At 70.3% G+C, this 22723-nt stretch carries 23 protein-coding genes; 14 read left to right on the forward strand and 9 right to left on the reverse strand.

What is annotated here, in order from left to right; translation table 11 throughout:
* Positions 1–68: 68 nt before the first annotated feature.
* Both ACGFJ2_RS21695 and ACGFJ2_RS21700 read left to right on the forward strand, forming a co-directional pair.
* Positions 69–233, forward strand: coding sequence for a hypothetical protein (locus tag ACGFJ2_RS21695; RefSeq protein ID WP_357939096.1), 165 nt, complete (start codon positions 69–71; stop codon positions 231–233).
* A gap of 324 nt (positions 234–557) precedes the next feature.
* Entirely contained in the window at positions 558–2345 is a 1788-nt protein-coding gene (locus ACGFJ2_RS21700) for an MFS transporter (protein WP_393470799.1), read from the forward strand.
* A gap of 95 nt (positions 2346–2440) precedes the next feature.
* On the opposite strand, the gene ACGFJ2_RS21705 is transcribed toward ACGFJ2_RS21700, so the two are convergent.
* Positions 2441–3196: an alpha/beta hydrolase gene (locus ACGFJ2_RS21705; RefSeq protein WP_393470802.1), complete on the reverse strand. Its 756-nt coding sequence runs from the start codon at positions 3194–3196 to the stop codon at positions 2441–2443.
* Between the two features lie 85 nt (positions 3197–3281).
* On the opposite strand from ACGFJ2_RS21705, the gene ACGFJ2_RS21710 reads away from it, so the two are divergent.
* The 8 genes from ACGFJ2_RS21710 (at position 3282) to ACGFJ2_RS21745 (ending at position 11827) form a co-directional block, all read left to right on the forward strand.
* Positions 3282–4433, forward strand: coding sequence for an alginate lyase family protein (locus ACGFJ2_RS21710; RefSeq protein ID WP_393470805.1), 1152 nt, complete (start codon positions 3282–3284; stop codon positions 4431–4433).
* A 79-nt stretch (positions 4434–4512) separates the two neighbouring features.
* On the forward strand, positions 4513–5388 hold the full coding sequence (locus tag ACGFJ2_RS21715; protein WP_357939104.1) for a xanthine dehydrogenase family protein subunit M: 876 nt from the start codon (positions 4513–4515) through the stop codon (positions 5386–5388).
* Position 5389: 1 nt separating this feature from the next.
* Entirely contained in the window at positions 5390–5890 is a 501-nt protein-coding gene (locus ACGFJ2_RS21720) for a (2Fe-2S)-binding protein (protein WP_393470808.1), read from the forward strand.
* Positions 5887–8277, forward strand: coding sequence for an aerobic carbon-monoxide dehydrogenase large subunit (locus tag ACGFJ2_RS21725; protein WP_393470811.1), 2391 nt, complete (start codon positions 5887–5889; stop codon positions 8275–8277). Before ACGFJ2_RS21720 ends, ACGFJ2_RS21725 begins: the two co-directional genes overlap by 4 nt.
* Before the next feature lie 15 nt (positions 8278–8292).
* Entirely contained in the window at positions 8293–9024 is a 732-nt protein-coding gene (locus tag ACGFJ2_RS21730; protein ID WP_357939110.1) for an XdhC family protein, read from the forward strand.
* Positions 9025–9028: 4 nt separating this feature from the next.
* Positions 9029–9937: a MoxR family ATPase gene (locus tag ACGFJ2_RS21735; protein ID WP_357939112.1), complete on the forward strand. Its 909-nt coding sequence runs from the start codon at positions 9029–9031 to the stop codon at positions 9935–9937.
* Entirely contained in the window at positions 9934–10629 is a 696-nt protein-coding gene (locus tag ACGFJ2_RS21740; protein ID WP_393470814.1) for an SRPBCC family protein, read from the forward strand. Before ACGFJ2_RS21735 ends, ACGFJ2_RS21740 begins: the two co-directional genes overlap by 4 nt.
* The gene (locus tag ACGFJ2_RS21745; RefSeq protein WP_393470817.1) at positions 10619–11827 is read left to right on the forward strand and encodes a VWA domain-containing protein; all 1209 of its coding nucleotides are present in this window, start codon (positions 10619–10621) and stop codon (positions 11825–11827) included. Before ACGFJ2_RS21740 ends, ACGFJ2_RS21745 begins: the two co-directional genes overlap by 11 nt.
* A 584-nt stretch (positions 11828–12411) precedes the next feature.
* On the opposite strand, the gene ACGFJ2_RS21750 is transcribed toward ACGFJ2_RS21745, so the two are convergent.
* Positions 12412–12777, reverse strand: a complete 366-nt coding sequence (locus tag ACGFJ2_RS21750; protein WP_357939116.1) for a helix-turn-helix domain-containing protein — start codon at positions 12775–12777, stop codon at positions 12412–12414.
* Between the two features lie 78 nt (positions 12778–12855).
* On the opposite strand from ACGFJ2_RS21750, the gene ACGFJ2_RS21755 reads away from it, so the two are divergent.
* Positions 12856–13719, forward strand: coding sequence for an NAD(P)H-binding protein (locus tag ACGFJ2_RS21755; protein WP_357939118.1), 864 nt, complete (start codon positions 12856–12858; stop codon positions 13717–13719).
* A 5-nt stretch (positions 13720–13724) separates the two neighbouring features.
* On the opposite strand, the gene ACGFJ2_RS21760 is transcribed toward ACGFJ2_RS21755, so the two are convergent.
* From ACGFJ2_RS21760 to ACGFJ2_RS21780, 5 genes are all read right to left on the reverse strand, one after another.
* A complete protein-coding gene (locus ACGFJ2_RS21760) occupies positions 13725–14684 on the reverse strand; it encodes a LysR family transcriptional regulator (protein WP_358200363.1) in 960 nt (319 codons plus the stop codon).
* A 67-nt stretch (positions 14685–14751) separates the two neighbouring features.
* Positions 14752–15759, reverse strand: a complete 1008-nt coding sequence (locus ACGFJ2_RS21765; RefSeq protein WP_357939123.1) for a hypothetical protein — start codon at positions 15757–15759, stop codon at positions 14752–14754.
* Between the two features lie 139 nt (positions 15760–15898).
* Positions 15899–16567, reverse strand: coding sequence for a sensor domain-containing protein (locus ACGFJ2_RS21770; RefSeq protein ID WP_357939125.1), 669 nt, complete (start codon positions 16565–16567; stop codon positions 15899–15901).
* Positions 16568–16688: 121 nt separating this feature from the next.
* Positions 16689–17384, reverse strand: a complete 696-nt coding sequence (locus tag ACGFJ2_RS21775; protein ID WP_357939127.1) for a GntR family transcriptional regulator — start codon at positions 17382–17384, stop codon at positions 16689–16691.
* Between the two features lie 26 nt (positions 17385–17410).
* Positions 17411–18298, reverse strand: a complete 888-nt coding sequence (locus tag ACGFJ2_RS21780) for a dihydrodipicolinate synthase family protein (protein ID WP_393470823.1) — start codon at positions 18296–18298, stop codon at positions 17411–17413.
* Positions 18299–18388: 90 nt separating this feature from the next.
* Here ACGFJ2_RS21780 and ACGFJ2_RS21785 point away from each other — a divergent pair, with 90 nt between their 5' ends.
* The 3 genes from ACGFJ2_RS21785 to dhaL are packed head-to-tail and all read left to right on the forward strand — an operon-like array spanning position 18389 to position 21338.
* Complete coding sequence (locus ACGFJ2_RS21785) at positions 18389–19705, forward strand: MFS transporter (RefSeq protein ID WP_357939131.1); 1317 nt, start codon at positions 18389–18391, stop codon at positions 19703–19705.
* A complete protein-coding gene (locus ACGFJ2_RS21790) occupies positions 19702–20706 on the forward strand; it encodes a dihydroxyacetone kinase subunit DhaK (protein WP_357939133.1) in 1005 nt (334 codons plus the stop codon). The genes ACGFJ2_RS21785 and ACGFJ2_RS21790 overlap by 4 nt, the downstream gene beginning before the upstream one ends.
* Positions 20703–21338 (forward strand): dihydroxyacetone kinase subunit DhaL, encoded by a 636-nt coding sequence (gene dhaL / locus ACGFJ2_RS21795; RefSeq protein ID WP_393470827.1) that lies wholly within the window; start codon positions 20703–20705, stop codon positions 21336–21338. Before ACGFJ2_RS21790 ends, dhaL begins: the two co-directional genes overlap by 4 nt.
* 61 nt (positions 21339–21399) lie before the next feature.
* Here the strand turns inward: dhaL and ACGFJ2_RS21800 are convergent, their stop codons facing one another.
* Together ACGFJ2_RS21800 and ACGFJ2_RS21805 are read right to left on the reverse strand one after the other, a co-directional pair.
* Positions 21400–22221 carry an SAM-dependent methyltransferase gene (locus tag ACGFJ2_RS21800; protein ID WP_357939137.1) on the reverse strand — a complete coding sequence of 274 codons (822 nt, stop codon included), beginning with the start codon at positions 22219–22221 and terminating at the stop codon, positions 21400–21402.
* Positions 22222–22283: 62 nt separating this feature from the next.
* Positions 22284–22706, reverse strand: a complete 423-nt coding sequence (locus tag ACGFJ2_RS21805) for a hypothetical protein (RefSeq protein ID WP_358200419.1) — start codon at positions 22704–22706, stop codon at positions 22284–22286.
* Positions 22707–22723 lie beyond the last annotated feature (17 nt).

Consider the following 22723-nt stretch of genomic DNA (forward strand, 5'->3'; position numbering starts at 1 on the left):
GCAGCCGGGACGAGTCTCGAGGTGATGCCCAGGAAAGGAGTTGGGACCCCGGGAAAGGAGGTGGGGACATGGTGGAAACCGGCTACGCGCCGTTCAACCGGACAGTGGACAGGACCCAACTTCCGCTGCTGTTGCGGGGCGTCCTTGAAGTGCTCAAGAGTCACATCACCGAAGGGGAGTGGGAGGACGTGAAGGCGGGCATGCCGAAGAACCTCGCCTCCTTGCTCCCATAGCGGCATTCAGCTCCTCCGACTCCTTTCACGGAGGGCGCGGACGAGCCGCAGCGGCAGGAGCCCTACCAGGGGAGCTCGCCTGCCAAGATCGTCGCGGTCCTCCTTGTCGAAGGCGCGGGCGTAGCGGCGGCTGTCCCGGACGCTCGCGTAGCACTTTGCGCCCGCTGCCCCGCAGCCGCGCTGACAATGCCAGCGCATCGTCTCCCCCTCGTTCTCGAAGCGGAAACGATGCCCGAAAACCCGACAAAGCAGCATTAAAACGACTGTACTGCCGGCATCCCTCCGGAGCACCGCTGAAGGACGTTCCGTGAAGGAGCTTTGACCATGACCGCAGAAGACCTTGGCATGATCCGGACCAACATCCCGGCCCGGCTGGATCGGCTGCCCTGGTCCCGGTTCCACTGGAGAGTGGTGCTGGGTCTGGGAACGGTGTGGATCCTCGACGGGCTGGAGGTGACGATCGTCGGCGCGGTCGCCTCCCGCATGACGGAGCGCGGCAGCGGCATCGCCGTCAACAGCGCCGACATCGGCACCGCGGCGGCCATCTACGTCGCCGGCGCGTGCGTAGGAGCGCTGCTGTTCGGGCAGCTCACGGACCGGCTCGGCCGCAAGAAGATGTTCATGTTCACGCTGGGCCTCTACATGGTCGCCACCGTGGCCACCACCTTCGCGTTCGAGCCCTGGTACCTGTTCCTCATGCGCTTCCTGACCGGGATGGGCATCGGAGGCGAGTACGCGGCGATCAACTCGGCCATCGACGAGCTCATCCCGGCGCGCAACCGGGGCCGGGTGGACCTGGCCATCAACGGCAGCTACTGGGTCGGGGCAGCCATCGGCAGCGTCGCCGCGCTGGCCTTCCTCAGCACCGCCCTCTTTCCGATGGACATCGGCTGGCGGCTGGCGTTCGTCATCGGCGGCGTGCTCGGGTTCGCCATCATGTTCACCCGCCGAAGCCTTCCGGAGAGTCCCCGCTGGCTGTTCATCCACGGTCGCGAGGAGGAGGCCGAACGTATCGTGGACCAGATCGAGGCCGAGATCGGCGGCGACCTGCCCCAGCCCAGGGGCGAGATCACGGTCAGGCAGCGCGCCGCCATCCCGTTCCGGGAGATCGCCAGGGTGGCCATGGAACGCTATCCGCGCCGGGTGCTCCTGGGTCTCGCTCTCTTCATCGGGCAGGCGTTCCTGTACAACGCGGTGACGTTCGACCTGGGGACGCTGCTGCACGGCTTCTTCGGGGTGGCGTCCGGGTCCATCCCGTACTTCATGGCCGTGTTCGCGCTCGGCAACTTCCTGGGGCCGCTCCTGCTGGGACGCTGGTTCGACACCGTTGGGCGGATTCCCATGATCGCCGGCACGTACCTGGTGTCGGCCGCCCTGACCGCGGTAATCGCTGTTCTGATGCTGAATCGGGCACTGACCACGACCTCGTTCATGGTGCTCATCGCGCTGACCTTCTTCGTCGCCTCCGCTGGGGCCGGCTCGGCCTACCTCACCGTCAGCGAGATCTTCCCGATGGAGACGCGGGCGCTGGCCATCGCCCTGTTCTTCGCGGTCGGGACGGCGATCGGTGGCATCACGGGGCCGGCGCTGTTCGGGCAGTTCATCCACAGCGGCAACCTGACGCTGGTGGCCGCCGGGTTCTTCATCGGCGCGGCGGCCATGGCGCTCGGCGGTGTCGCCGAGCTGATGTTCGGCGTCCGGGCGGAACAGCAGTCGCTGGAGGACATCGCCCGCCCGCTGACGGCCGAGGAGGCCGGACCCTACGCGGACGAGCGCCGTGAGCGCATCCACCACCGCCACGAGCAGGACACCACGGGAGCGCGGCGGTTCCTGCCGGGGCCGGGGAGCACATTCCCCTCACCCGGGATGGTCGGCACCGGCGCGGCGAGCGGCCGCGTCACCGCCAGCGCCGACGAGCAGCTCGACCGGGAGGTCGCCGCCGTGACCCATGCGCTGGACGAGCACGGTCCCGCCGACCGCGACACGCTCGCCCGGATGGTCCACGGCCGTGCCTGGGGGCCGGGGCGCTTCCGCGCCGCGCTGCGGCAGACCGTCCGGGAGGGACGCGGCCGTTCCCTTTCGCACGGCCGGTACGACTCACCCCGGCACTGACCCCAGGGAGTTGGCCACCCGAACCGCTATGACCGACTGCTGCGTGGCCAGGGACGACCTGGCCGCGCCGCTCGTCTCAGAAGTGCGGGCCGTTCTTAGGGGCGCGGGCCGAAGCCCTGGGCGGCGAGCCAGGTGGCGCAGAGGCCCGGCCAGGCGGACACGGCCAGGTCGCCCTGGGCGAGCCCGAGCCCGTGCTTGCCTTCGGGAAAAACATGCAGCTCGTACGGCGTGCCCGCGCGGCCGAGCGCGTCGGCGAACAGCAGGCTGTTGGCGGCCGGCACCCCTTGGTCCGCCGCCGTGTGCCAGAGGAACGCCGGTGGCGTCTCGGCGGTCACGTTGAGGTGCGCGGACAGGGCTGTCGCCTGCTCCTCGGTGCTGTCGGGGCCGAGCAACTGTCGGCGCGACCCCGAGTGCGCGGCCCACCCGGCGAGGTCGATGACCGGATAGCCGAGTATCAGGGCATCCGGGCGGTCCCCGTCCTTGTCGGTGGCCAGGGTGGCGGCAAGGTGGCCGCCCGCCGAGAACCCCATGACGGCGACCCGCCCGGCGCCGCGCTCGCGGACGACGCGCACCGCCTGGCGCAGGTCGTACAGCGGAGCCGGATGCAGTGGCTCGCGCCCCGGCTCGTCGCCGACCACCCGGTACGCCAGCACGTAGGCGTCGATGCCGAGGGTGACCAGCCAGCGGGCCACGTCCGCACCCTCGTGCCCGGCCAGCCGGGAGTAACCGCCACCGGGGCACACCACCACCGCGCCCGTGGCCGGGCCGTCCGCCGCGTACAGCGTCAAGCTCGGGGACTCGCCGGTGGCCGGGCCGGGGGGAGTCTCCGGCCAGAGGGGAACGTCGATCATGCGGGGCACTCTACTCCCCGGAAAAGTTAGGAAACTTTCCTAAGCGGGTTGACCGGGCCCCGTAACGCTCGTTGGATGAGCTGTCATGACCCCCCGTATCATCGCCACCGCCGCCCTGGTCGCCTCTCTGGCCCTGCCGCTGCCCGCGGCCGCCGCCCCCGCGACCTTCACCCACCCCGGAGTGCTGCTCGGCCGGGACCAGCTGGACTTCATGCGTACCAAGGTCAACGCGGGCGCGCAGCCGTGGAAGTCGGCCTACGACCAGATGATGGGCCACTCGCTGGCCTCACTCACCCGTGCGGCCAAGCCCCGCGCCGTCGTCGAGTGCGGCCCCTACTCCAACCCCAACAACGGCTGCACCGACGAGCGCCAGGACGCGCTCGCCGCGTACACGATGTCTCTCGCCTGGTACGTCACCAGGGACGCCAAGTACGCCAAGAAGGCCATCGAGATCATGGATGCCTGGTCCGCGGTGATCAAGGACCACACCAACAGCAACGCGCCCCTGCAGACCGGCTGGGCCGGCTCGGTCTGGCCACGGGCGGCCGAGATCATCCGCTACACCTACACCAGCTGGCCGAACGTCGACCGCTTCGTCACCATGCTGCGCACCGTCTATCTGCCGAAGGTCATCAACGGCTCCAACAGCAACGGCAACTGGGAGCTGAGCATGATGGAGGCGGCCGTCGGCATCTCCGTCTTCCTGGAGGACCGGACGAGCTACGACAAGGCGATCACCAAGTACCGCGGCCGGGTGCCGGCCTACATCTACCTCAGCACGGACGGCGAGCTGCCCAAGGGCGCGCCCGGCAGCGGCCTCGACACCCGCGACGAGCTCGTCAAATACTGGCAGGGGCAGACGACCTTCGTCACCGGCCTCACTCAGGAGACCTGCCGCGACTTCACCCACACCGGCTACGGGATCTCGGCCATCTCCCACGTCGCCGAAACGACCAAGATCCAGGGCCAGGACCTCTACCCGGAGGTCGGCGAGCGGCTCAGGCAGGCGCTCGGCTTCCAGTCGAAGTACCAGCTCGGCGCGGCCGTGCCCTCCTGGTTGTGCGGCGGCAGCCTGAACCTGGGCCTCGGCCCGATCACCGAGGTCGGCTTCAACCAGCTCCACAACCGCCAGGGCATCCCGATGACGAACACCCAGCAGCTCACCGAGCAGCAGCGTCCCGCAGGCACCAACCAGCTCTTCGTCGCCTGGGAGACCCTCACCCACGCGGGCAGTTAAGCCTTTCCTTAGGTGAGCGTTGACAACGCCGCTGAGCAGGAGTCGGCTGAGGGCCCACGACGAGCGAGGGGGTGTCCGGATGCAGGTTCCAGCGCCGTTGGAGTACGAGCGGGCCACCAGCGTCGATCACGCCATCGGGCTGCTGGAGCGGCTCGGTGGCTCGGCGCGGCTCATCGCGGGCGGGCACAGCCTGCTCCCGATGATGAAGTTACGGCTCGCCACTCCCGAATATCTGATCGACATCAACGACCTGCACGCCGAGCTCGGTTACATCAGGACCGAGCCCGGCCAGGTCCGCATCGGCGCCATGACCAGGCACCGCGAGCTGCTGGAGTCGGCCGAGCTGGCCGCGACCTTCCCGATCTTCGGTGACGCCGAGCGGGTCATCGCCGACCCGGTCGTCCGCAACCGGGGCACACTGGGCGGCTCGCTCTGCCAGGCCGACCCGTCGGAAGACCTGTCGGCGGTGTGCACCACGCTGGGCGCCAGCTGTGTGATCCGGGGCGGCGCGGGCGAACGGGTCGTGACCATGGAGGAGTTCTACCGGGGGCCCTATGAGACCGCGGTCGAGGACGCCGAGATGCTGGTGGAGATCCGGGTCCCGATCCGGCCCAACGGGTCCAGCGCGTACGAGAAGGTCGAGCGGCGCGCGGGTGACTGGGCGATCGTGTCGGCGGGCGCGGCCGTGTGGCTGGACGGCGAGGTGATCTCCGACGCTCGCGTCGGGCTCGCCGCGGTCGGCCCGAACACGACCGGCATGCCCGCCGTCTCCGAGGCTCTGCGCGGCAGGGAGCCGTCCGAGGAGCTGTACGAGCTGGCCGGGGAGCTGGCCGCGCAGCACTGCGACCCCGCCACGGACATGCGCGGCAGCGCCCTGTACAAGCGCCACCTCGCCAAAGAGCTCACCAGGAGGGCCCTGCGCCGCTCCGTCGCCCGGCTCAGAGAAGGGGTGTGACGTGCGCGTATCGATGATCGTGAACGGCGAGGAGGTCACCAGGGAGATCGAGGGGCGCCTGCTCCTGGTCCACTTCCTGCGTGACCACCTCGGGCTGACCGGCACCCACTGGGGCTGCGACACCAGCAACTGCGGCACCTGCGTGGTCTGGCTCGACGGCGAGCCGGTCAAGTCGTGCACCGTACTCGCGGCGATGGCCGGCGGCCACGAGGTGCGTACGGTCGAGGACCTCGAACAGGACGGCACGCTCGACCCCGTCCAGCAGGGCTTCATGGAGTGCCACGGGCTGCAGTGCGGGTTCTGCACGCCGGGGATGATGATGACGGCCAGGGCGCTGCTCGACCGCAACCCCGACCCCTCCGAGGGCGAGATCCGCGAGGCGATCTCCGGGCAGATCTGCCGCTGCACCGGCTACGCCACCATCGTCCGCTCGGTGCGCTGGGCCGCCGCCCGGGAAACTCAGGAAGTCCGCGAAGCCCAGGAGTCGGGGGCGACATCGTGACCAGCACCGAACACCGGCCCGCCGGATTCACCGACAACGACCAGAAGCCGCTCGGCCACGGCCGGATGCTCCGCAAGGAGGACCCGCGCTTCATCCGCGGCCGGGGCCGCTACGTCGACGACGTACAGCTGCCCGCGATGCTGCACCTGGCGATCCTGCGCTCGCCCGTCGCGCACGCGCGGATCGCGAGCATCGACGTCAGCGCGGCGCAGGCGCACCCGAAGGTCAAGGCCGTCGTCACCGGCGCCGACCTGGCCGCCCAGGGCCTGGCCTGGATGCCCACGCTCTCCAACGACGTACAGGCCGTCCTGGCCACGGACAAGGTCCGCTTCCAGGGCCAGGAGGTCGCGTTCGTGGTGGCCGAGGACCGCTACTCCGCCCGCGACGCCCTGGAGCTGATCGACGTCGAGTACGACGTGCTCGACCCGGTGATGGACGCCCGCAAGGCCCTCGACCCCGCCGCGCCGGTCATCCGTGACGACCTCGACGGCAAGACGGACAACCACTGCTTCGACTGGGAGACGGGCGACGCGGCGGAGACGGCCGCGGTGTTCGACACGGCCGACGTCGTGGTGAGCCAGGACATCGTCTACCCGCGCGTACACCCCGCGCCGATGGAGACCTGCGGCTGCGTGGCCGACTTCGACCGGGTCGAGAGCAGGCTGACCCTGTGGTCGACGACCCAGGCGCCGCATGCGCACCGCACGTTGTACGCGCTGGTCGCCGGGCTGCCCGAGCACAAGATCCGGGTCATCTCGCCCGACCTCGGCGGCGGCTTCGGGGGCAAGGTCCCGATCTATCCCGGCTACGTCTGCGCGATCGTCGCCTCGATCGTGACCGGCAAGCCGGTGAAGTGGGTGGAGGACCGCGCCGAGAACCTCATCAGCACCGGCTTCGCCCGCGACTACATCATGCGCGGCGAGATCGCGGCCACCCGGGACGGCAGGATCCTGGCCATCCGTACGAACGTGCTGGCCGACCACGGCGCGTTCAACGGCGTCGCCGCGCCGACGAAGTATCCGGCGGGCTTCTTCGGCGTGTTCACCGGCAGCTATGACCTGCGGGCCGCTTATTGCAAGATGACCGCCGTCTTCACCAACAAGGCGCCCGGCGGGGTCGCGTACGCCTGCTCCTTCCGCATCACCGAGGCGGTCTACCTGGTCGAGCGGATCGTCGACTGCCTGGCGTACGAGCTGGGGATGGACCCGATCGAGCTGCGGATGAAGAACTTCATCCAGCCCGACCAGTTCCCCTACACGACCAAGACCGGCTGGGTGTACGACTCGGGCGACTACGAGCCCACCATGCGCAAGGCCATGGAGATCGCCGGATACGAGGAACTGCGCAAGGAGCAGATCGAGCGGCGCGCCCGCGGCGAGTTGATGGGCATCGGCGTCTCCTTCTTCACCGAGGCCGTCGGCGCGGGCCCGCGCAAGAACATGGACATCCTCGGCCTCGGCATGGCCGACGGCTGCGAGCTGCGCGTTCACCCGACGGGCAAGGCGGTCGTCCGGCTGTCGGTGCAGAGCCAAGGGCAGGGCCACGAGACCACGTTCGCGCAGATCGTGGCCGAGGAGATCGGCATCCCGCCCGCCGACATCGACGTGGTGCACGGCGACACGGACCAGACGCCGTTCGGCCTCGGCACGTACGGCAGCCGCTCGACCCCCGTGTCCGGCGCGGCGGCGGCCCTGGTGGCCCGCAAGGTACGCGACAAGGCCCGCATCATCGCCTCCGGCATGCTGGAGGTGTCGGTCGCGGACCTCGACTGGGACAAGGGCGCGTTCCGCGTCAAGGGCGACCCGGCCAAGTCCGTCACGATCCAGGAGATCGCGATGCGGGCGCACGGCGCCGGAGACCTGCCCGAAGGCATCGAGGGCGGCCTGGAGGCGCAGATCTGCTACAACCCCGAGAACCTCACCTACCCGCACGGCGCCTACATCTGCGTCGTCGACATCGACCCCGGCACCGCCCAGGTCAAGGTGCGGCGCTTCGTCGCGGTGGACGACTGCGGCACCAGGATCAACCCGATGATCATCGAGGGCCAGGTCCACGGTGGCCTCACCGACGGGGTCGGCATGGCGCTGATGGAGATGATCGCGTTCGACGAGGACGGCAACTGTCTCGGCGCCTCGCTCATGGACTACCTCATCCCCACCTCGCTGGAGGTGCCCGACTGGGAGACCGGCTTCACGGTGACTCCCTCACCGCACCACCCGATCGGTGCGAAGGGCGTCGGCGAATCGGCCACCGTCGGCTCCCCGCCGGCGATCGTCAACGCGGTCGTCGACGCGCTCAAGCCGTTCGGCATCCGGCACGCCGACATGCCGCTCACCCCCTCGCGGGTGTGGGACGCCATGCGTGGCGTGCCCACGCCGCCGATCTGATCCTCGGAGCCGTACATGCCGTACACCAAGCGCATGGAGGAGCTGGTCGCCGAGCGCGTCCCGTTCGTCCACGCGGTCGTCGTCCGGGCCCAGCTGCCTACGGCGGTCAGTCCGGGCGACGACGCCATCATCCTGTCCGACGGGTCCATCGAGGGGTTCGTCGGCGGGCAGTGCGCCGAGAGCTCCGTGCGTACGGCGGCGCTCTCGGCGCTGTCGGACGGGCGGACGGTGCTGCTGCGGGTGCTGCCGGAGGGCGAGCCGGACTTTCCCGATTCGCCGGGCGCGCAGGTCGTGGTGAACCATTGCCTGTCCGGGGGCGCACTGGAGATCTTCCTGCGGCCGCTGCTGCCGCCTCCGGTGCTCTGGGTCGTCGGCTCCTCGCCGATCGCCACAGCCCTGGCCGCCCTGGCCGGGCCCCTGGACTTCACCGTACGAGCTGCGGACGCCTCGCCCGGTCCCGCGGGTGCCACCGCGGCCGTCGTGTGCAGTCATGGGCGCGGCGAGCCGGAGGCGATCCGGGCCGCGCTGGAGGCCGGTGTCGGCTATGTCGGCCTGGTGGCGAGTCGGCGGCGGGGTGCTTCGGTGCTGGCGGAGATGGGGCTGACGGAGGACGAGCGCCGCCGGGTCCACTCGCCGGCCGGTCTCGGCATCGGTGCCCGTACAGCGCCGGAGATCGCGCTGTCGATCCTCGCCGAGATCGTGACCGCCATCCGTACCGGGGATCTCGCGCGGACGGGAGGGCGGTAAGGACGTGGCCTCCCAGCCTTCCGCGTCCGCGGCGTCTCCTGGGCTTTTCGCGTTCGCTGGTGCGGATGACATTCGCCGCCGCCTTGACGAGCTCGACTACCTGGTGGACGACGGTACGGCGGCGGCGCTGTACTTCGCCCTGACCCTCGGCCGGCCCCTGCTGTTGGAGGGCGAGCCCGGAGTCGGCAAGACCACCGCCGCCAAGGCCCTGGCCCGCGCCCTGGCCACGCCGCTGATCAGGCTCCAGTGCTACGAGGGACTGACCGCGGGCGAGGCCCTCTACGAGTGGAACTACCAGCGGCAGATGCTGGCCATCCGCCTGGCCGAGTCCCGCCACGACCGGCTGAACGACGCCGACCTGTTCACCGAGGCGTTCCTCCAGGAGCGCCCGATCCTCCAGGCCATCAGGCACCGCGGGCCGCAGCCGCCCGTACTCCTGATCGACGAGATCGACCGGGCGGACGACGAGTTCGAGGCGCTGCTGTTCGAGTTCCTGGGGGAGGCGGCGATCACGATCCCCGAGCTGGGCACCTTCACCGCCGAACGCCGCCCGGTCGTCGTCCTGACCTCCAACCGCAGCCGCGACCTGCACGACGCGCTGCGCCGACGCTGCCTGTACCACTGGATCGACTTCCCCGCCCCGGAGCGGGTGGCGGAGATCCTCCGGCGTACGGTCCCCGCCGCGAACGACGCGCTGATCCACTCGGCCACGGACTTCGTCGGCCAGGTACGCCGCCTCGACCTCGACAAGGCGCCGGGCATGGCCGAGACGATCGACTGGGTCTCGGCCCTGTCCTCCTTGGGCGCGTCGCGGCTGGTCAGGGACGACGTCGTACGGACACTGAGCACTCTCGCGAAGACGCTGGACGACCGCGCCGCCATCACCGAGGCGCTCAGCAGGAGAGGCACATGAAGATCGACAACGAGTTCACGGTCAGCGTGCCCATCGAACGAGCCTGGGAGGTCCTCACCGACCTGGAGGGCATCGCCCCGTGCATGCCCGGAGCCCGGCTCACGGGCGTGGAGGGTGACGTCTATTCGGGCAAGGTACGGGTGAAGGTGGGGCCGGTCGTCTCCGAGTACGCCGGGACGGTCAGGTTCCTGGAGAAGGACGACGTGGAGCACCGGGCCGTCATCGACGCCAAGGGGCGGGACTCGCGTGGGGCGGGCAACGCCTCGGCGGCCATCACCGCGCAGCTGCGTGCAGACGGGCCGCGCACGGTCGTGTCGGTGGACACGGATCTGAAGATCTCCGGGAAGGTGGCGCAGCTCGGCAGCGGCATGATCAAGGAGGTCTCCAACAAGCTGCTCGGCCAGTTCGTCACCTGCCTCGAAGCCAAGCTCACGGAGCCGGTCCCTGACGCGTCCGCCCCTGACACGTCCGCCCCCGACACGGCGGCCACCGGCACGACCGAGGCGCCCGCCACCGAGGCACCTGCCACTGAGCTTCGCGCTACTGAGGCGCCTGTTGGCGAGCCGGAACCGGAGCCGTTGGACGTGCTGGGCGTCGCCGGTGGGGCCATCTACAAGCGCCTGGTGCCGCTCGTCGTCGGGGTCGTCGTGGTCATCGTGGCGGTGGTCGTCATCTGGACCGTTGTCTCATAGCGGGCGGCGGCCGGGAGCCCTGCTGGCGGGCGTCGATAGGGCGGCGTTCGCCGCGGCGCTGGCCGTACGGCTGAGGCGGCACGGTGTGCCCGTGGGTTTCACCGGCATCGAGGACTTCACCCGCGCCCTCGCGATCGCGCCTCCCGGCTCACTGCCGGAGCTGTACTGGACCGCGCGCATTAACCTGGTACGGCGGCAGTCGGAGATCGAGCCCTTCGACGAAGTGTTCGCGGCCGTCTTCCACGCGACGGGACCCGCCCTCGACCCGCACGCCCGCCGCAGGCCCCTCAACACGACCAACGGCGCCACCGACGAGGCGTTCGCCCCGCTGCCGACCGCTTCCCACGGTGGCGACGACCCTGGCGGGCTGCCCTGGATGACGCTGCCGGCGGTGGTCGCGCCCGCCGAGAGCTCGGACGGCCCGGCCGTTCCGGAACGGCTGCCGAGTGCCGCCGAGGGCCTGGCGGACGTGCCGTTCGAGCGACTCGGCGAGCGGGAGTGCGAGCTGCTCGGCGCGTGGCTGGCGACGACCGTGGCCGCCTGGCCGGTACGGCGCAGCCGCAGGCGGGCGGTGTCGTCGAGGGGCCGTGCGATCGCGGTCCGGGCCACGCTGGCCCGCGCCCGCCGTACCGGCTGGGAGCCGCTCCGGCTGGCCAGGCAGCGACCCGTCGACCGGCCCCGGCGCGTGGTCATGCTCTGTGACGTCAGCCAATCGATGCAGGCCCAGGCGTCGGCGTACCTGCAGCTGATGCGGGTGCTCGCGGTGGCGGTGGACGCGGAGGTGTTCGCGTTCGCGACGACGCTGACCCGGCTGACGCCGGTACTCGCGCATCGCTCGACGGCCGCCGCGATCGAGCTGGCCTCGGAGCGGGTGAGCGACAGGTTCGGGGGTACGCGGATCGCGACCAACGTACGGGCGCTGCTGGCCTCGCACCACGGCGCGAAGGTGCGGGGCGCCATCGTGCTTGTCGGCTCCGACGGCTGGGACGCCGACCCACCGGCGGAACTGGCCGCCGCGATGGCCCGGTTGCGACGCCGTGCGCACCGGGTGATCTGGATGAACCCCCGGGCCGCCGCACGCGGCTTCGAACCGCGCGTGGCCGGGATGGCGGCCGCCCTCCCGTACTGCGACCTGCTGCTCCCCGCCGACACGTTCGGCTCGCTCCGCACCGTACTCACGGAGCTTGCCCACGCCTGACACGTTGCCTACCAGGGCCGACATTCACGGCAGACGCGACAGCGCGCCGGATCCTGCACCCTCCGGTCACGGGGGCAGACCTTGTGGGCGCTCGCGCGTCGGTGATCCACAGGGCAAGCAGTTGGTATCGCGCGATGCTGAACATCAGATCGGCGGAGGAGTCGCTGGTCGCGTAACGGCAGTACTGAGCTACTACACCGAGCGCATGCCCCTCAGCGTACATATCCGCCTTCACGACACTCCGCTCTACAACAGCATCTATCGTTTTGACGATGAGATGCTGGTCAATGTCCACGTGTACGGCATCCTCGCTGCGTACACGCCCACACTGCATCTCCGTCGGGTCGATGGGGCATGGTTCAACACGTATTTGGAATCCTTCGAGCGGGTATGGGCATCGCTCGCCCAGCAGACTCGCCTGATTGAGCAGTTGGGTCGGCTCTCTCAAGACGGTGTCAGCCGAGGCAGGATCGGCGTCGACTTCGGCTCGATCGGGCTGTGCCACATCGCCGCAGATTTCAGTGACGCGATCGGACCTGCGATCAGTTTGGTCACGGGCATGAGCCCCGAGCCCGCGGAGGGGACTACCTGCTGTGGGCGGCTTCGAGGTCGGACTGGTGGGCGACGGCCCAGAGGCCCAAGGCGCGTACCGGCCCCAGGAAGGAGCGGCCCAGGTCGGTCAGCGCGTAGTCGACGCGCGGCGGGACCCTCGGATGGACCGTGCGGCTGATCAGACCATCCTCTTCGAGGGCGCGCAGCGTACGGGTGAGCATGCGGCGGCTGAGCCCCTCCACGGACCTGTCCAGCTCGTTGAAGCCGTGCGCGCCGCGCTCCAGGATCGAAAGGATCACGACGCTCCACTTGTCACCCACCCGGCGCAGCACGCTGGTCGCGGGGCAGTTCTCGTGCTCAGCCACCGTGACAGGGACGGTGATGGTTGCAGTGGACATGAATGTGCCTTCTTTCGGACCTTTCGCCAGTTGGCCAAAGATCAGGGTACGCACATCGACCTCCAAGGGGGATTTATCGTGATTGTGGTTAGCGGAGCGTCCGGGCAGCTCGGACGCCTCACCGTCGGGCACCTTCTCCAGCGGGTGGAGGCCGCCCGCGTCGTGGCGTTGTCCCGTACCCCTGATGCCATCGCCGACCTCGGAGTGGCCACCCGGTACGCCGACTTCGACGATCCGGCAAGCCTGCCCGGCGCGCTGGAGGGCGCGGAGCGGCTGCTGATGATCAGCATGGGCTCGCTCACCGGGGCGCCTCGCGGGCACGTCAACGCCATCGAGGCGGCGGTCAAGGCGGGGGTAGGCCATGTGATTTACACATCGTTCGCAAGGGCAGGCGAGCCGGGCCAGCCCCAGGCGCTCATCCAGAACCACGGGGAGACCGAGCGGCTGCTGGCCGAGTCTGGGCTGACGTTCACGGCGCTGCGGTTCAACCAGTGGCCGGAGATGTGGAACCTCGTCGGCCTGCCCGCCATCGCCGTCGCCACCGGGGTGCTGCCCAGTAATTCGGGTGACGGCCGGGTGGGACACATCACCCGCGATGACAGCGCCGCCGTCGCCGCGGCCGTGCTGGCGGAGGGCGGCTGCGAGGGGCAACTCCTCGAGGTCACAGGCCCGGAGGCGGTCACGGACGCGGACGTGGCCGACGCGCTCGCCCAGGTCACCGGTCGCCCGATCCGCTGCGAACAGGTCTCGGACACCGACCTGGCCGCGGCGCTGTCCGGACATGGGCTCCCCGAGATGTACGTTCAGGGATGGACGGGCCTGGGGACGTACAAGCGCGACGGCTGGTTCGACGTGACCACACACGCGGTCGAGCACCTTACCGGCCGCAAGCCCACCCCGATCGCCGACTACTTCGCCGCTCAGTATGTTCACGGGCGCTGAGACGGTCAGCTCCACAGCGTGATGTGGATGGACGGGCGGAAGCGGCCGACGTTCACGCCGGGGCCGCGCAGCATGGCCTGGGTGGCGCGGGGCGTGGTGACGAACCGGACCAGCTCGGCCGCCGCCGGAGCCACGCCGCCCTCGGCCAGCGTCATCGTGACCCAGCCCCCGTCGAACCGCAGGGCGGGCCCGGCGATGCGTACCAGGCGCCCGTTGGCGAGGTCCGGTGCCACCGCGAACGAGATCGCCGGCGCCACGCCGCTGTTGCGCTGCGCCTCCTCCAGCGCCGCGGCGTGGCTCTGGTAGATCTGCTGGTGGTGTTCGGGCACGTTGAGCTTGCGCAGCATCGTCGGTACGGCGCCGAGCTCGGTCGCGGCCGAGGGGCCGAGCAGCCACACCTGGTCGCGAAGCTGGTGTACGCCGACGTCGCGCCCGGCGAGCGGGTGATCGGGCCCACACACGACGACGAGCTGGAAGTTCAGGAACGGCTTGCAGGACAGCGTCTCGTCCACGTAGCCGCCAGGGCCTGGGCCGATCGCCACGTCGACGGTCCGCGCGCGCAGCAACGACCCGAACCGCCGCGGGTCGTGCACGCTCAGCTCCACGTCGAGATCGGCGGCCCGCCCGGCGAACAACCCGATCAGACCGGGCGCCGCGTGCTCGGCGAACAGGCTCGACGCGGCGACGCGTAACAGCCGGCGCCCGCGTCCCGCCTGGCTCACCTCGATGATCGTGCGTTCCTGGAGGCTCAGCAGCTCCGCCGCCCTGCTGGCCAGCCGCAAGCCGCCGGGCGTGAACGCGAGCCCGGCGGCGGTCCTGGTGAACAGCCGGTCACCGAGCTCCTTGCGCAGCTGGCCGACGTGCAGGGAGACGGCCGCCTCCGACACGTCGAGCTCCGCTGCCGCCTGCTTGACCGACCCGAGCCGCACCACGGCCGCGAACGCGCGAAGCTGCGTGGGCGTCATGAGCAAAAGCTACTGGCCGGGCATCAAAGATCATAGATAAACCGATACGGCAAAAGGCCAAAATCGGTCAGTCGCCCGTGACGCTGATCTGGGCGGTCCAGTCGGCGACGACGCGTGTTCTCTTCGACGGCGTGGCGGGGACGACGGCGGCGAACCAGGTGGCCTGGACGAGGATGACCCGGCTGCGGAACTCCTTCTTGCCGCTCAGTACGGCGGGCTCCGGGCGGGTGAAGGAGAGTGCCGCGGCTTTGGGGCGGGCGGAGAAGACCTGCTGCTCCCGTACGCCGTACCAGACGACGGCTCCTCCTCCGGAGGCGCGCAGCGCGTAGATCGTCGGGACCACCTGGGTGCGGTCGCGTACGTCCCACTGGCCGCGCAGGAGGCGCATGTCGGCGAGCCGGGCGGTGGCGGACTGGGTCGTGTAGGGGCCGGCGGCCAGGAGGCGCTTGGCCTCCGTGTCCTTGCCGTTGGTGGCCAGGGAGCGCGCGTGCGCGGCGGCCATCGCGCGGGGGGCGACGGCGAGGTTCGTGGTGTCGTCGGCGGCCACCGCGGTCGCCAGTCCCTCGTCGTCCACCGCGATCGGCAGGGCGGGTGCCTGGAGCGGGGTGGTCGATCCGGCGACCAGGCGCCAGCCGCCGGAGGTCTCCTGGAGGATGAGCTGGGTCCGGTAGTCCTTGCCCTGCTCGGTGATCTCGGCCAGGAACCAGCGGGCGCTGCCGGGGTTCTTCGGGATCACGAAACGCGTGCTGGTGAGGCGGGGCAGCGTGCCGAGCCGGTCACCGCGTAGCCTGGCGAGCCGGAAGACGGCCCGGTCGAGCTCCAACGCCAGGCCGGCGCTCGTTTCCTGCACTCCGGATCCGTTCCGCTTCCTGACCTGCTGCAGTCGCTCACGGTAGCCGTTGAGGACGAACTCGGCCCCGTCCTCCGTCAGTGTGGGCTGCGCCGGTGCGGCGCTCGCCCGGGGCCCGGCGCTCACCGACCAGGCACCGGCCTGGGGTGACGTCCCGGAGGCACTGCACGCGGTGACCATGGCCAAGGCCAAGCCGCTGACGAACAGCTGGCGATTCACCGGCACGGATACCTCCGCGACATGCCCGTGGGAGCGTCCTGAGCTGTCCTCATGATGTACGGCCCGCACCTGGCCCCGGTTCAAACAACCGAGGCTGGGACTCCATACGGACCGTGTTCGACCCGCCGGGACCGTACGACGCGGCTCAGAACTCGGCCGCCGCGAGCCGGTGCGCCCGGACGGTCGCGGGGCGCTCGTCGTACGCGGGGCGGGTCAGCAGCGCCTGGGCGAGGTTGGCCTTGATCAGGGCGGCGCCGCGCACGACCGGCACCAGCGTCAGCGCGAACAGGACGCCGAGCACCGTGTTGAAGACCACGAAGGTGGTGGTGTCACTGCCGAGGCCGAGCAGTTCGGGCAGCCCGCCGTGGAAGTCGGGCAGGCCGGCGATGATCCAGCCGTAGAGCGGGAAGGTCAGTCCGGCGATCGCGCCCGCCCACCAGACGATGGTGACGACAAAGGTGGCGATGGCGAGGGGGAAGGCGACGACGGCGTGCAGCATGTCCAGCGCCGCCTGCCCGCTGGTCAGCGGGTTCATCGTGCGGCGGAACCAGCCGGCGTCCGAGGGAGCCTGCTGGTAGCGAGGACGCGCGACGCGGCGGCCGAGCACGTCGGGCAGCAGCACCCGCTCGACGTCGGCGAAGTTACGCGCCATGGCGGCGGCCGCGGCCAAGATCGGCAGGCCGACGAAGGCGACGGCGCTGCCCGCTCCGGCCGCGACACCGATCAGCACCAGGACGAAGGACATCACGGCGGTGGGGAAACCGAGCAGGACGTAGCGGGTGTCGGTGGCGATGCGGTGCCGGAGCGTTGTCATGCCAAGAACGTTACGAGTCGCCGCCCCTCCAGATCGCTCCCGCTCACTGGCGTATCGAGGTAGTGCAGGCCCTACCAAGTACGCCAGGTCGTGATGGCGTGCGACCGTCATCCGCCACCCGTCAGGTGGTGATGGCGTGCGACTCCATGTCGGCCACCGTCCACTCCTCGACCTCGTCCAGGTGGATCGCGGCCGCCGCCTGCGCCGCCGCGACGTCGCGGCCCGCCATGGCGTCGAGGATCTCCAGGTGGCGGCGGGTGGAGCCGGCGATCCGGTGCGGGCCGGTGGCGCCCAGCACGCGCAGCCACTGCACGAACGGCTCCGTCGAGGAGCGGACCCGGATGAGCCGTTCGTTGCCGGTGGCCGCCACGATCTCGGTGTGCAGGCGCGTGTCACTGACGAAGAACGGCTCGTAGTCGCCCTTCTCCGCGTACGCCAGTGCCTCGACGACCTCGGCGCGGAGCTCGGCGATCCGGGGGAGCGGCATGACGGCGGCGGCGATGCCGGTCGCCAGCCACTCGATGCCCTTGCGCAGCTGGCAGACCTCGTGGACGTCGGTGACGTCCGGCCGGGCCACGAACGTCCCCGACCGAGGCCGCGTCTCGATGAGCTGGTCGTGCTCCAGGCGGGCCAGCGCCTCGCGGACCGGCGTGCGCGAGACGCCGAACTCCGTGGCCACCGAGTTCGGATCGAACCGGGAACCGGGGGCGTACACCCCGCTGGTGATGCGGTCGCGCAGGATCCCGTAGAGCTGGTCCGCGATGGAATCCACGACCAGGGACGAACCCTTCGAGAGCTTGACGGACTGACCCGGCACGATCTCCCCCTGCAGATGTGTGATGTCTAGTCGATCAGGTTAGCCGCGCGGAGGGCCACCGCGATCCGCTCGCGTTCGGCGGAGCTCGCCGGCGCGAAGGGCTTCCGGGGACGTCCTCCGTTGCGGCCCTGCAGCTCCAGTGCCGCCTTGAGCGTGGCCGGCAGGTTGGGTCCGTCGATCGCCCGCCACACCGTGAGAATACGCTCGTGCAGCCTCAGAGCGAGCGCGTGGTCGCCGTCCTGGATGGCGTTCCACAGCTCGACGCTGAGCCGCGGCGTGACGGTCGGGATGGCCGCGAGCGCGCCGTGCGCGCCGAGCACGAACGCCGGGTAGTGCAGGTCGTCGAGCGCCGCCAGGATGGTGAACCGGTCGCGTACCCGGGCCAGCAGGTCGACCAGCAGGTGCATGTCGCCGCCGCTCTGCTTGATGGCCACCAGCTGCGGAACGGCCGCGAGCCGCTCGATCACGTCCACGGGTACGAGGGCCCACGGCACCACGTTGTAGAGCACGATCGGCAGGTCCACCGCGGCCCCGATCTCCCGGTAGTACGCCACGGTCTCCTCGGCCGACGGCGCGAAGACATAGTGCACCGGTGTGATCTGCAACGCGTCGACGCCCACCTCCTTCAGCGCCAGCGAGTAGCGGATCACCTGGGCCGTCGAGTTCTGGATCACTCCGGCGATCACCGGCACCCGTCCGGCGACCTCCTCGACCACGACCCGGCAGATGTCCCGGCTCTCCTCCAGGGAGAGCGTCTGGCCCTCCCCGGTGCTGCCGCACGCGCAGATCGCGGTGACTCCGGCTTCCAGCAGGTACTTGACCTCCTGGCGTAGGAGATCGAGGTCGACCTCGTCGTTCTCGTCGAACGGGGTCACCACCGTGGAGATCATCCCGTGCAGGTCCAGGTCGCTCATCGACATCCTCCTCGTGGCGCGGCTATTGCGCCCATGTTAAATCTAGTGTCTGATACATTAGATTATCACCCGGACATGAAAGGATGTCCAATGCAGAGCGGGACGCCAGTCAAACGTGTCGTCTGGGCCAGCGCCCTCGGCACGACCGTGGAGTACTACGACTTCACGCTCTACGCCACGACGGCCGCGCTGGTCTTCAACAAGGTCTTCTTCCCGGCCGAGATCCCCCTGGTCGGCACGCTGGCCGCGTTCGCCACGTTCTTCGTCGGCTATCTGGCGCGCCCGCTCGGCGGCCTGATCTTCGGCCACTTCGGTGACCGGCTGGGCCGCAAGAACATCCTCATCACCACGATGCTGATGATGGGCACCGGCACCTTCGCCATCGGCCTGATCCCCTCGTACGAGTCGATCGGCATCGTCGCGCCCCTGCTGCTGGTGCTCATCCGGCTGATCCAAGGGCTGGGGATGGGCGGCGAGTACGGCGGCGGCGTGCTGATGGCCCTTGAGTACAGCCCGAAGCGACGCCAGGGCTTCTTCACTTCCCTGGTGCACATCGGCACCCCGGCCGGTGTGCTGCTGCCGGTCGCCCTGGTCACGGCGCTGGACACGTTCCTGCCGGCGGGCGCGTACGAGTCGTGGGCCTGGCGCCTGCCGTTCCTGGCCAGCATCGCGCTGGTCGCCGTCGGCTTCTACATCCGGCTGCGCGTCAGCGAGAGCCCCGAGTTCGTCAAGATGCGGGCCGAGCGCGAGGTACGGAAGCTGCCGGTCAAGGAGCTGTTCGCCGATTACACGGGCAAGGTGCTGCTGTCGATCGTCGCCAAGGTGGCCGAGAGCGGGCTGTTCAACGTCTACTACGTGGTCGCCATCGCCTACGTCACCACGGAGCTGGGTCTGCCGCGCGGGCCGGTGCTGATGGCCGTATTGATCGCGTGCCTGGCCGAGTGCTTCACGCTGCCGCTGTTCGGGGCGCTGTCCGACCGGATCGGCCGACGCAAGGTGTACGTGGGCGGCGCGGTGTTCCAGCTGCTGCTCGCCGTGCCGTTCTTCCTGCTCGTGCAGACCGGCAGCCTGCCGCTGATGACCCTGGCCATGGTGCTCGGCCTGGCCGTCGGCCACGGCTCCATGTACGGCGCGCAGGCGGCGCTGTTCGCCAACCTTTACCCGGTTCAGGTGCGCTACACGGGCCTGTCGGTCACCCAGCAGGTAGGGGCCACGCTCGGCGGCGGGCTCGCCCCGCTGGCCGGCACCGCGCTGCTCGCGGCCGGTGGCGGCCACTGGACTTGGCTCGTGGTCTATATGATCGCGATCGCGGCTCTGTCCAGCCTGGCGGCCAGTCGGCTGGGCTCGGGCGAGCTCGACCGTGAGGCGCTCGGTGGAGTGCCCGCCGCCAAGGAGGCGATCCAATGAGCCTGTTCCTCGCCGAAGGCGATCCCGTGACGCCCGCCCTGCGCGGGTTCGCGCGGGTGCACGCCGACCTCGTCGAGCTGAGCGAGGACCCGGTCTTCCTGCGGGCCCGCGACCGCGATCCGCGCCGGACCGTCGGGCTGGTGTCCGGCGGCGGCTCGGGGCACGAGCCGCTGCACGGCGGGTTCCTCGGCCGGGGGATGCTCGACGCGGTGGCGCCGGGGCAGGTGTTCGCCTCGCCGCACAACCGGCAGGTGCTGGCGGCCAGCCGCGCCGCCGCCGGCCCCGGCGGGGTCATCCACATCGTGAAGAACTACACCGGCGACCGGATCAACTTCGGCATCGCCGCCGAACGCCTGCGGCACGACGGCATCGAGGTCCGCCGGGTGCTGGTCGACGACGACCTGGCGACCGAGAGCACGGAGACGGCGACGGGACGGCGGGGCACCGGCGCGACCGTCATCGTGGAGAAGCTCCTCGGCGCCGCCGCCGACGAGGGGCTCGGCCTCGACGAGCTGGCCGAACTCGGCGCGCGGTTCGCCGCCGCCTCACGCAGCCTCGCGGTCGCGGCGCGGGCCCAGACCTCGCCGCAGACCGGCGCCCCCTCGTTCGAGCTGGGGCCCGACGAGCTGGAGTACGGCGTGGGCATCCATGGCGAGCGGGCGGCCAAGACGATCACCAGGCCGCCCGTCGGCGAGCTGGTCACCCGGATGCTCGACGAGCTGCTGGCCGGTCTGCCACCGGGTCCCGACGACCTCGTCGTGCTGGTCAACGGGCTCGGCGGGACCACCCAGCTGGAGCTGTACGGCGTCTTCGACCAGGTGGCGGGCGAGCTGTCGGCGCGCGGGCTGGACGTGCGCGGCTCGCTGGTGGGGACGTACGTGCCCGCGCTCGACATGGCGGGCTTCTCGCTGACCCTCACCCGGCTCGACCCGTCCTGGGACCGCTGGTGGCGGGCCCCGGCCATGACACCCGCCTTCGTCCGCCTTGAGGAGAACCGATGACCGCGTCGCCCGTACTCCGCTGCTACGCCGCCGACGTGGAGGCGGCCCACGCCGAGCTGACGCGGCTCGACCAGCTCAGCGGGGACGGCGACTTCGGCGACAACCTGCGCTCCGGGCTGCGCCGCGTCGTCGACGAGCTCGACCGGTCCGGCACGGCTGGACACGGGTTCGACGTGGCGGGGCGGGTGTTCCTCGACGACGTCGGGGGCACGAGCGGGCCGCTGTTCGGGCTGCTGTTCACCGAGATCGGCCGGGCGCTCGACGGCGACGAGCCGACCAGCCGGGCGCTCGACGGTGATGTGCTGAGCTGGGCCGCAGGCGCCTCTGCCGGGCTGGCCGCGATCCAGCGGGTGGGCGAGGCCAATGTGGGCGACCGAACCCTGGTCGACGCGCTCGTGCCCGCGGTCGCGGCGCTGGAGTCGGACGGTGCCGGAGCCTTCGCCCGTGCCGCCGCGGCCGCCGCCGACGGCGCCCGGAGCACGGCCGAGCTGCGGGCTCGGCTCGGACGGGCCAGTTACGTGGGTGAGCGGGCCAGGGGTGTCGCCGATCCCGGGGCGGTGGGAGTGGCGCTGCTGTTCCGAGCGCTGGCCGAGGTCGAGGAGCCCGGCTCGGGAATCGCCCCGCCGTACTGACGGACGTGCGGTTACGGGACGCGCGCTGACGTACGGCTACCGGAAGCGGGCTGACGTGCGGTTACGGGACGCGCGCGACGCCGCCCAGGACGCCGCCCTTCGCCAGGCTGGCCGGGATGTACTGCTCGTCGTTGCGCCAGTCCTGCACGGGTACGACGCCCGGTTCGAGCAGTTCGAGGCCGTCGAAGTAGCCACGTACGGTGTCGCGGTCTCGCCAGGTCATCGCCCCCGAGCTGGTCTGCCGGTAGACGTCCTGGGCCTCGGCGAGCCTGGCCGGGATTCCCTCGTTCTCCTCGATGTACCCGTGCGAGATGATCAGGTAGCTGCCCGAGGCCAGCGGCTCGCGCAGGGTCTGGACGATGCGGGCCACTTCCTCGTCGTCGGCGAGGAAGTGGAACACGGCGACGACGAGGAGGGCGACCGGCTGGCTGAAGTCGAGGTGCGCGGCGGCGGCGTCCAGGATCGCCTTCGGGTCGCGCGTGTCGCCCTCGACGATCACCGTGTCGGGGTTGTCGGCGAGCAGGGCACGGGCATGGACCAGGACGATCGGGTCGTTGTCGGTGTAGACGACCTTGGCGTCCGGGATGACGCGCTGCGCGACCTGGTGCACGTTGTTCTGGGTAGGCAGACCGGTGCCGATGTCGAGGAACTGCCGCACACCCGCCTTGGCCGCCTCCTCCACCGCCCGGATGAGGAACCCACGGTTCGCCCGGGCGATCTCGCGGATGTCGGAGCCGGTCTCCAGACTGATCCGGATGATGTGTTCGGCCGCCTCGCGATCGGCGGAGAAGTTGTCCTTCCCGCCCAGGAAGTAGTCGTACATCCGGGCGACGCTGGGAACGGTCGGGTCGACTTTCCCCGCGGGCAGCTCGTGCTCGGTCACGCCTACACCTTCCTCGCCTATGCCCGCATCTTACGAGGAATCAGGTGATCTGTGGCGATCTGTCAGTCCGGTGCCCAGTACTTCACCAGAAACCGCTCCATCCGCTGTACCACCGGGGTCCAGGTGGCGGTCAGGGTGTAGCGGCTGACGCGGTGGCCTCGGTAGGTGAGGGTGTACTTGAGGAAGTCGGCTCCCTGGGGCTTGGCCTGGGAGTGGCCGAGGCGCAGGAGCTTCAGGTCGTGGTGGAGTTTGCGCTGTTCGCCGCGGGTGAGGCACTTGTCCACGGTCGGGCCCGTACGACGGCTCAGGCGTACGCAACCGTTGGTGTAGACGATCACCCGGTTGTCGAAGCCCGCGAAGCCGCCCTGCTCGCGCAGCTCGACCAGCACCTTCTTGGCGATGGGCGTGGCCGATGCGGCGGGTGCCATGGTGGCGCTCAGGGCGGTGCTCAAGACCACGATGAGCGCGATCCGCAAGATTCTCATACTCCTACGACGTACGG

The sequence above is a fragment of the Nonomuraea sp. NPDC049028 genome (genome assembly GCF_043197735.1).
Classification (GTDB): Bacteria; Actinomycetota; Actinomycetes; order Streptosporangiales; family Streptosporangiaceae; genus Nonomuraea.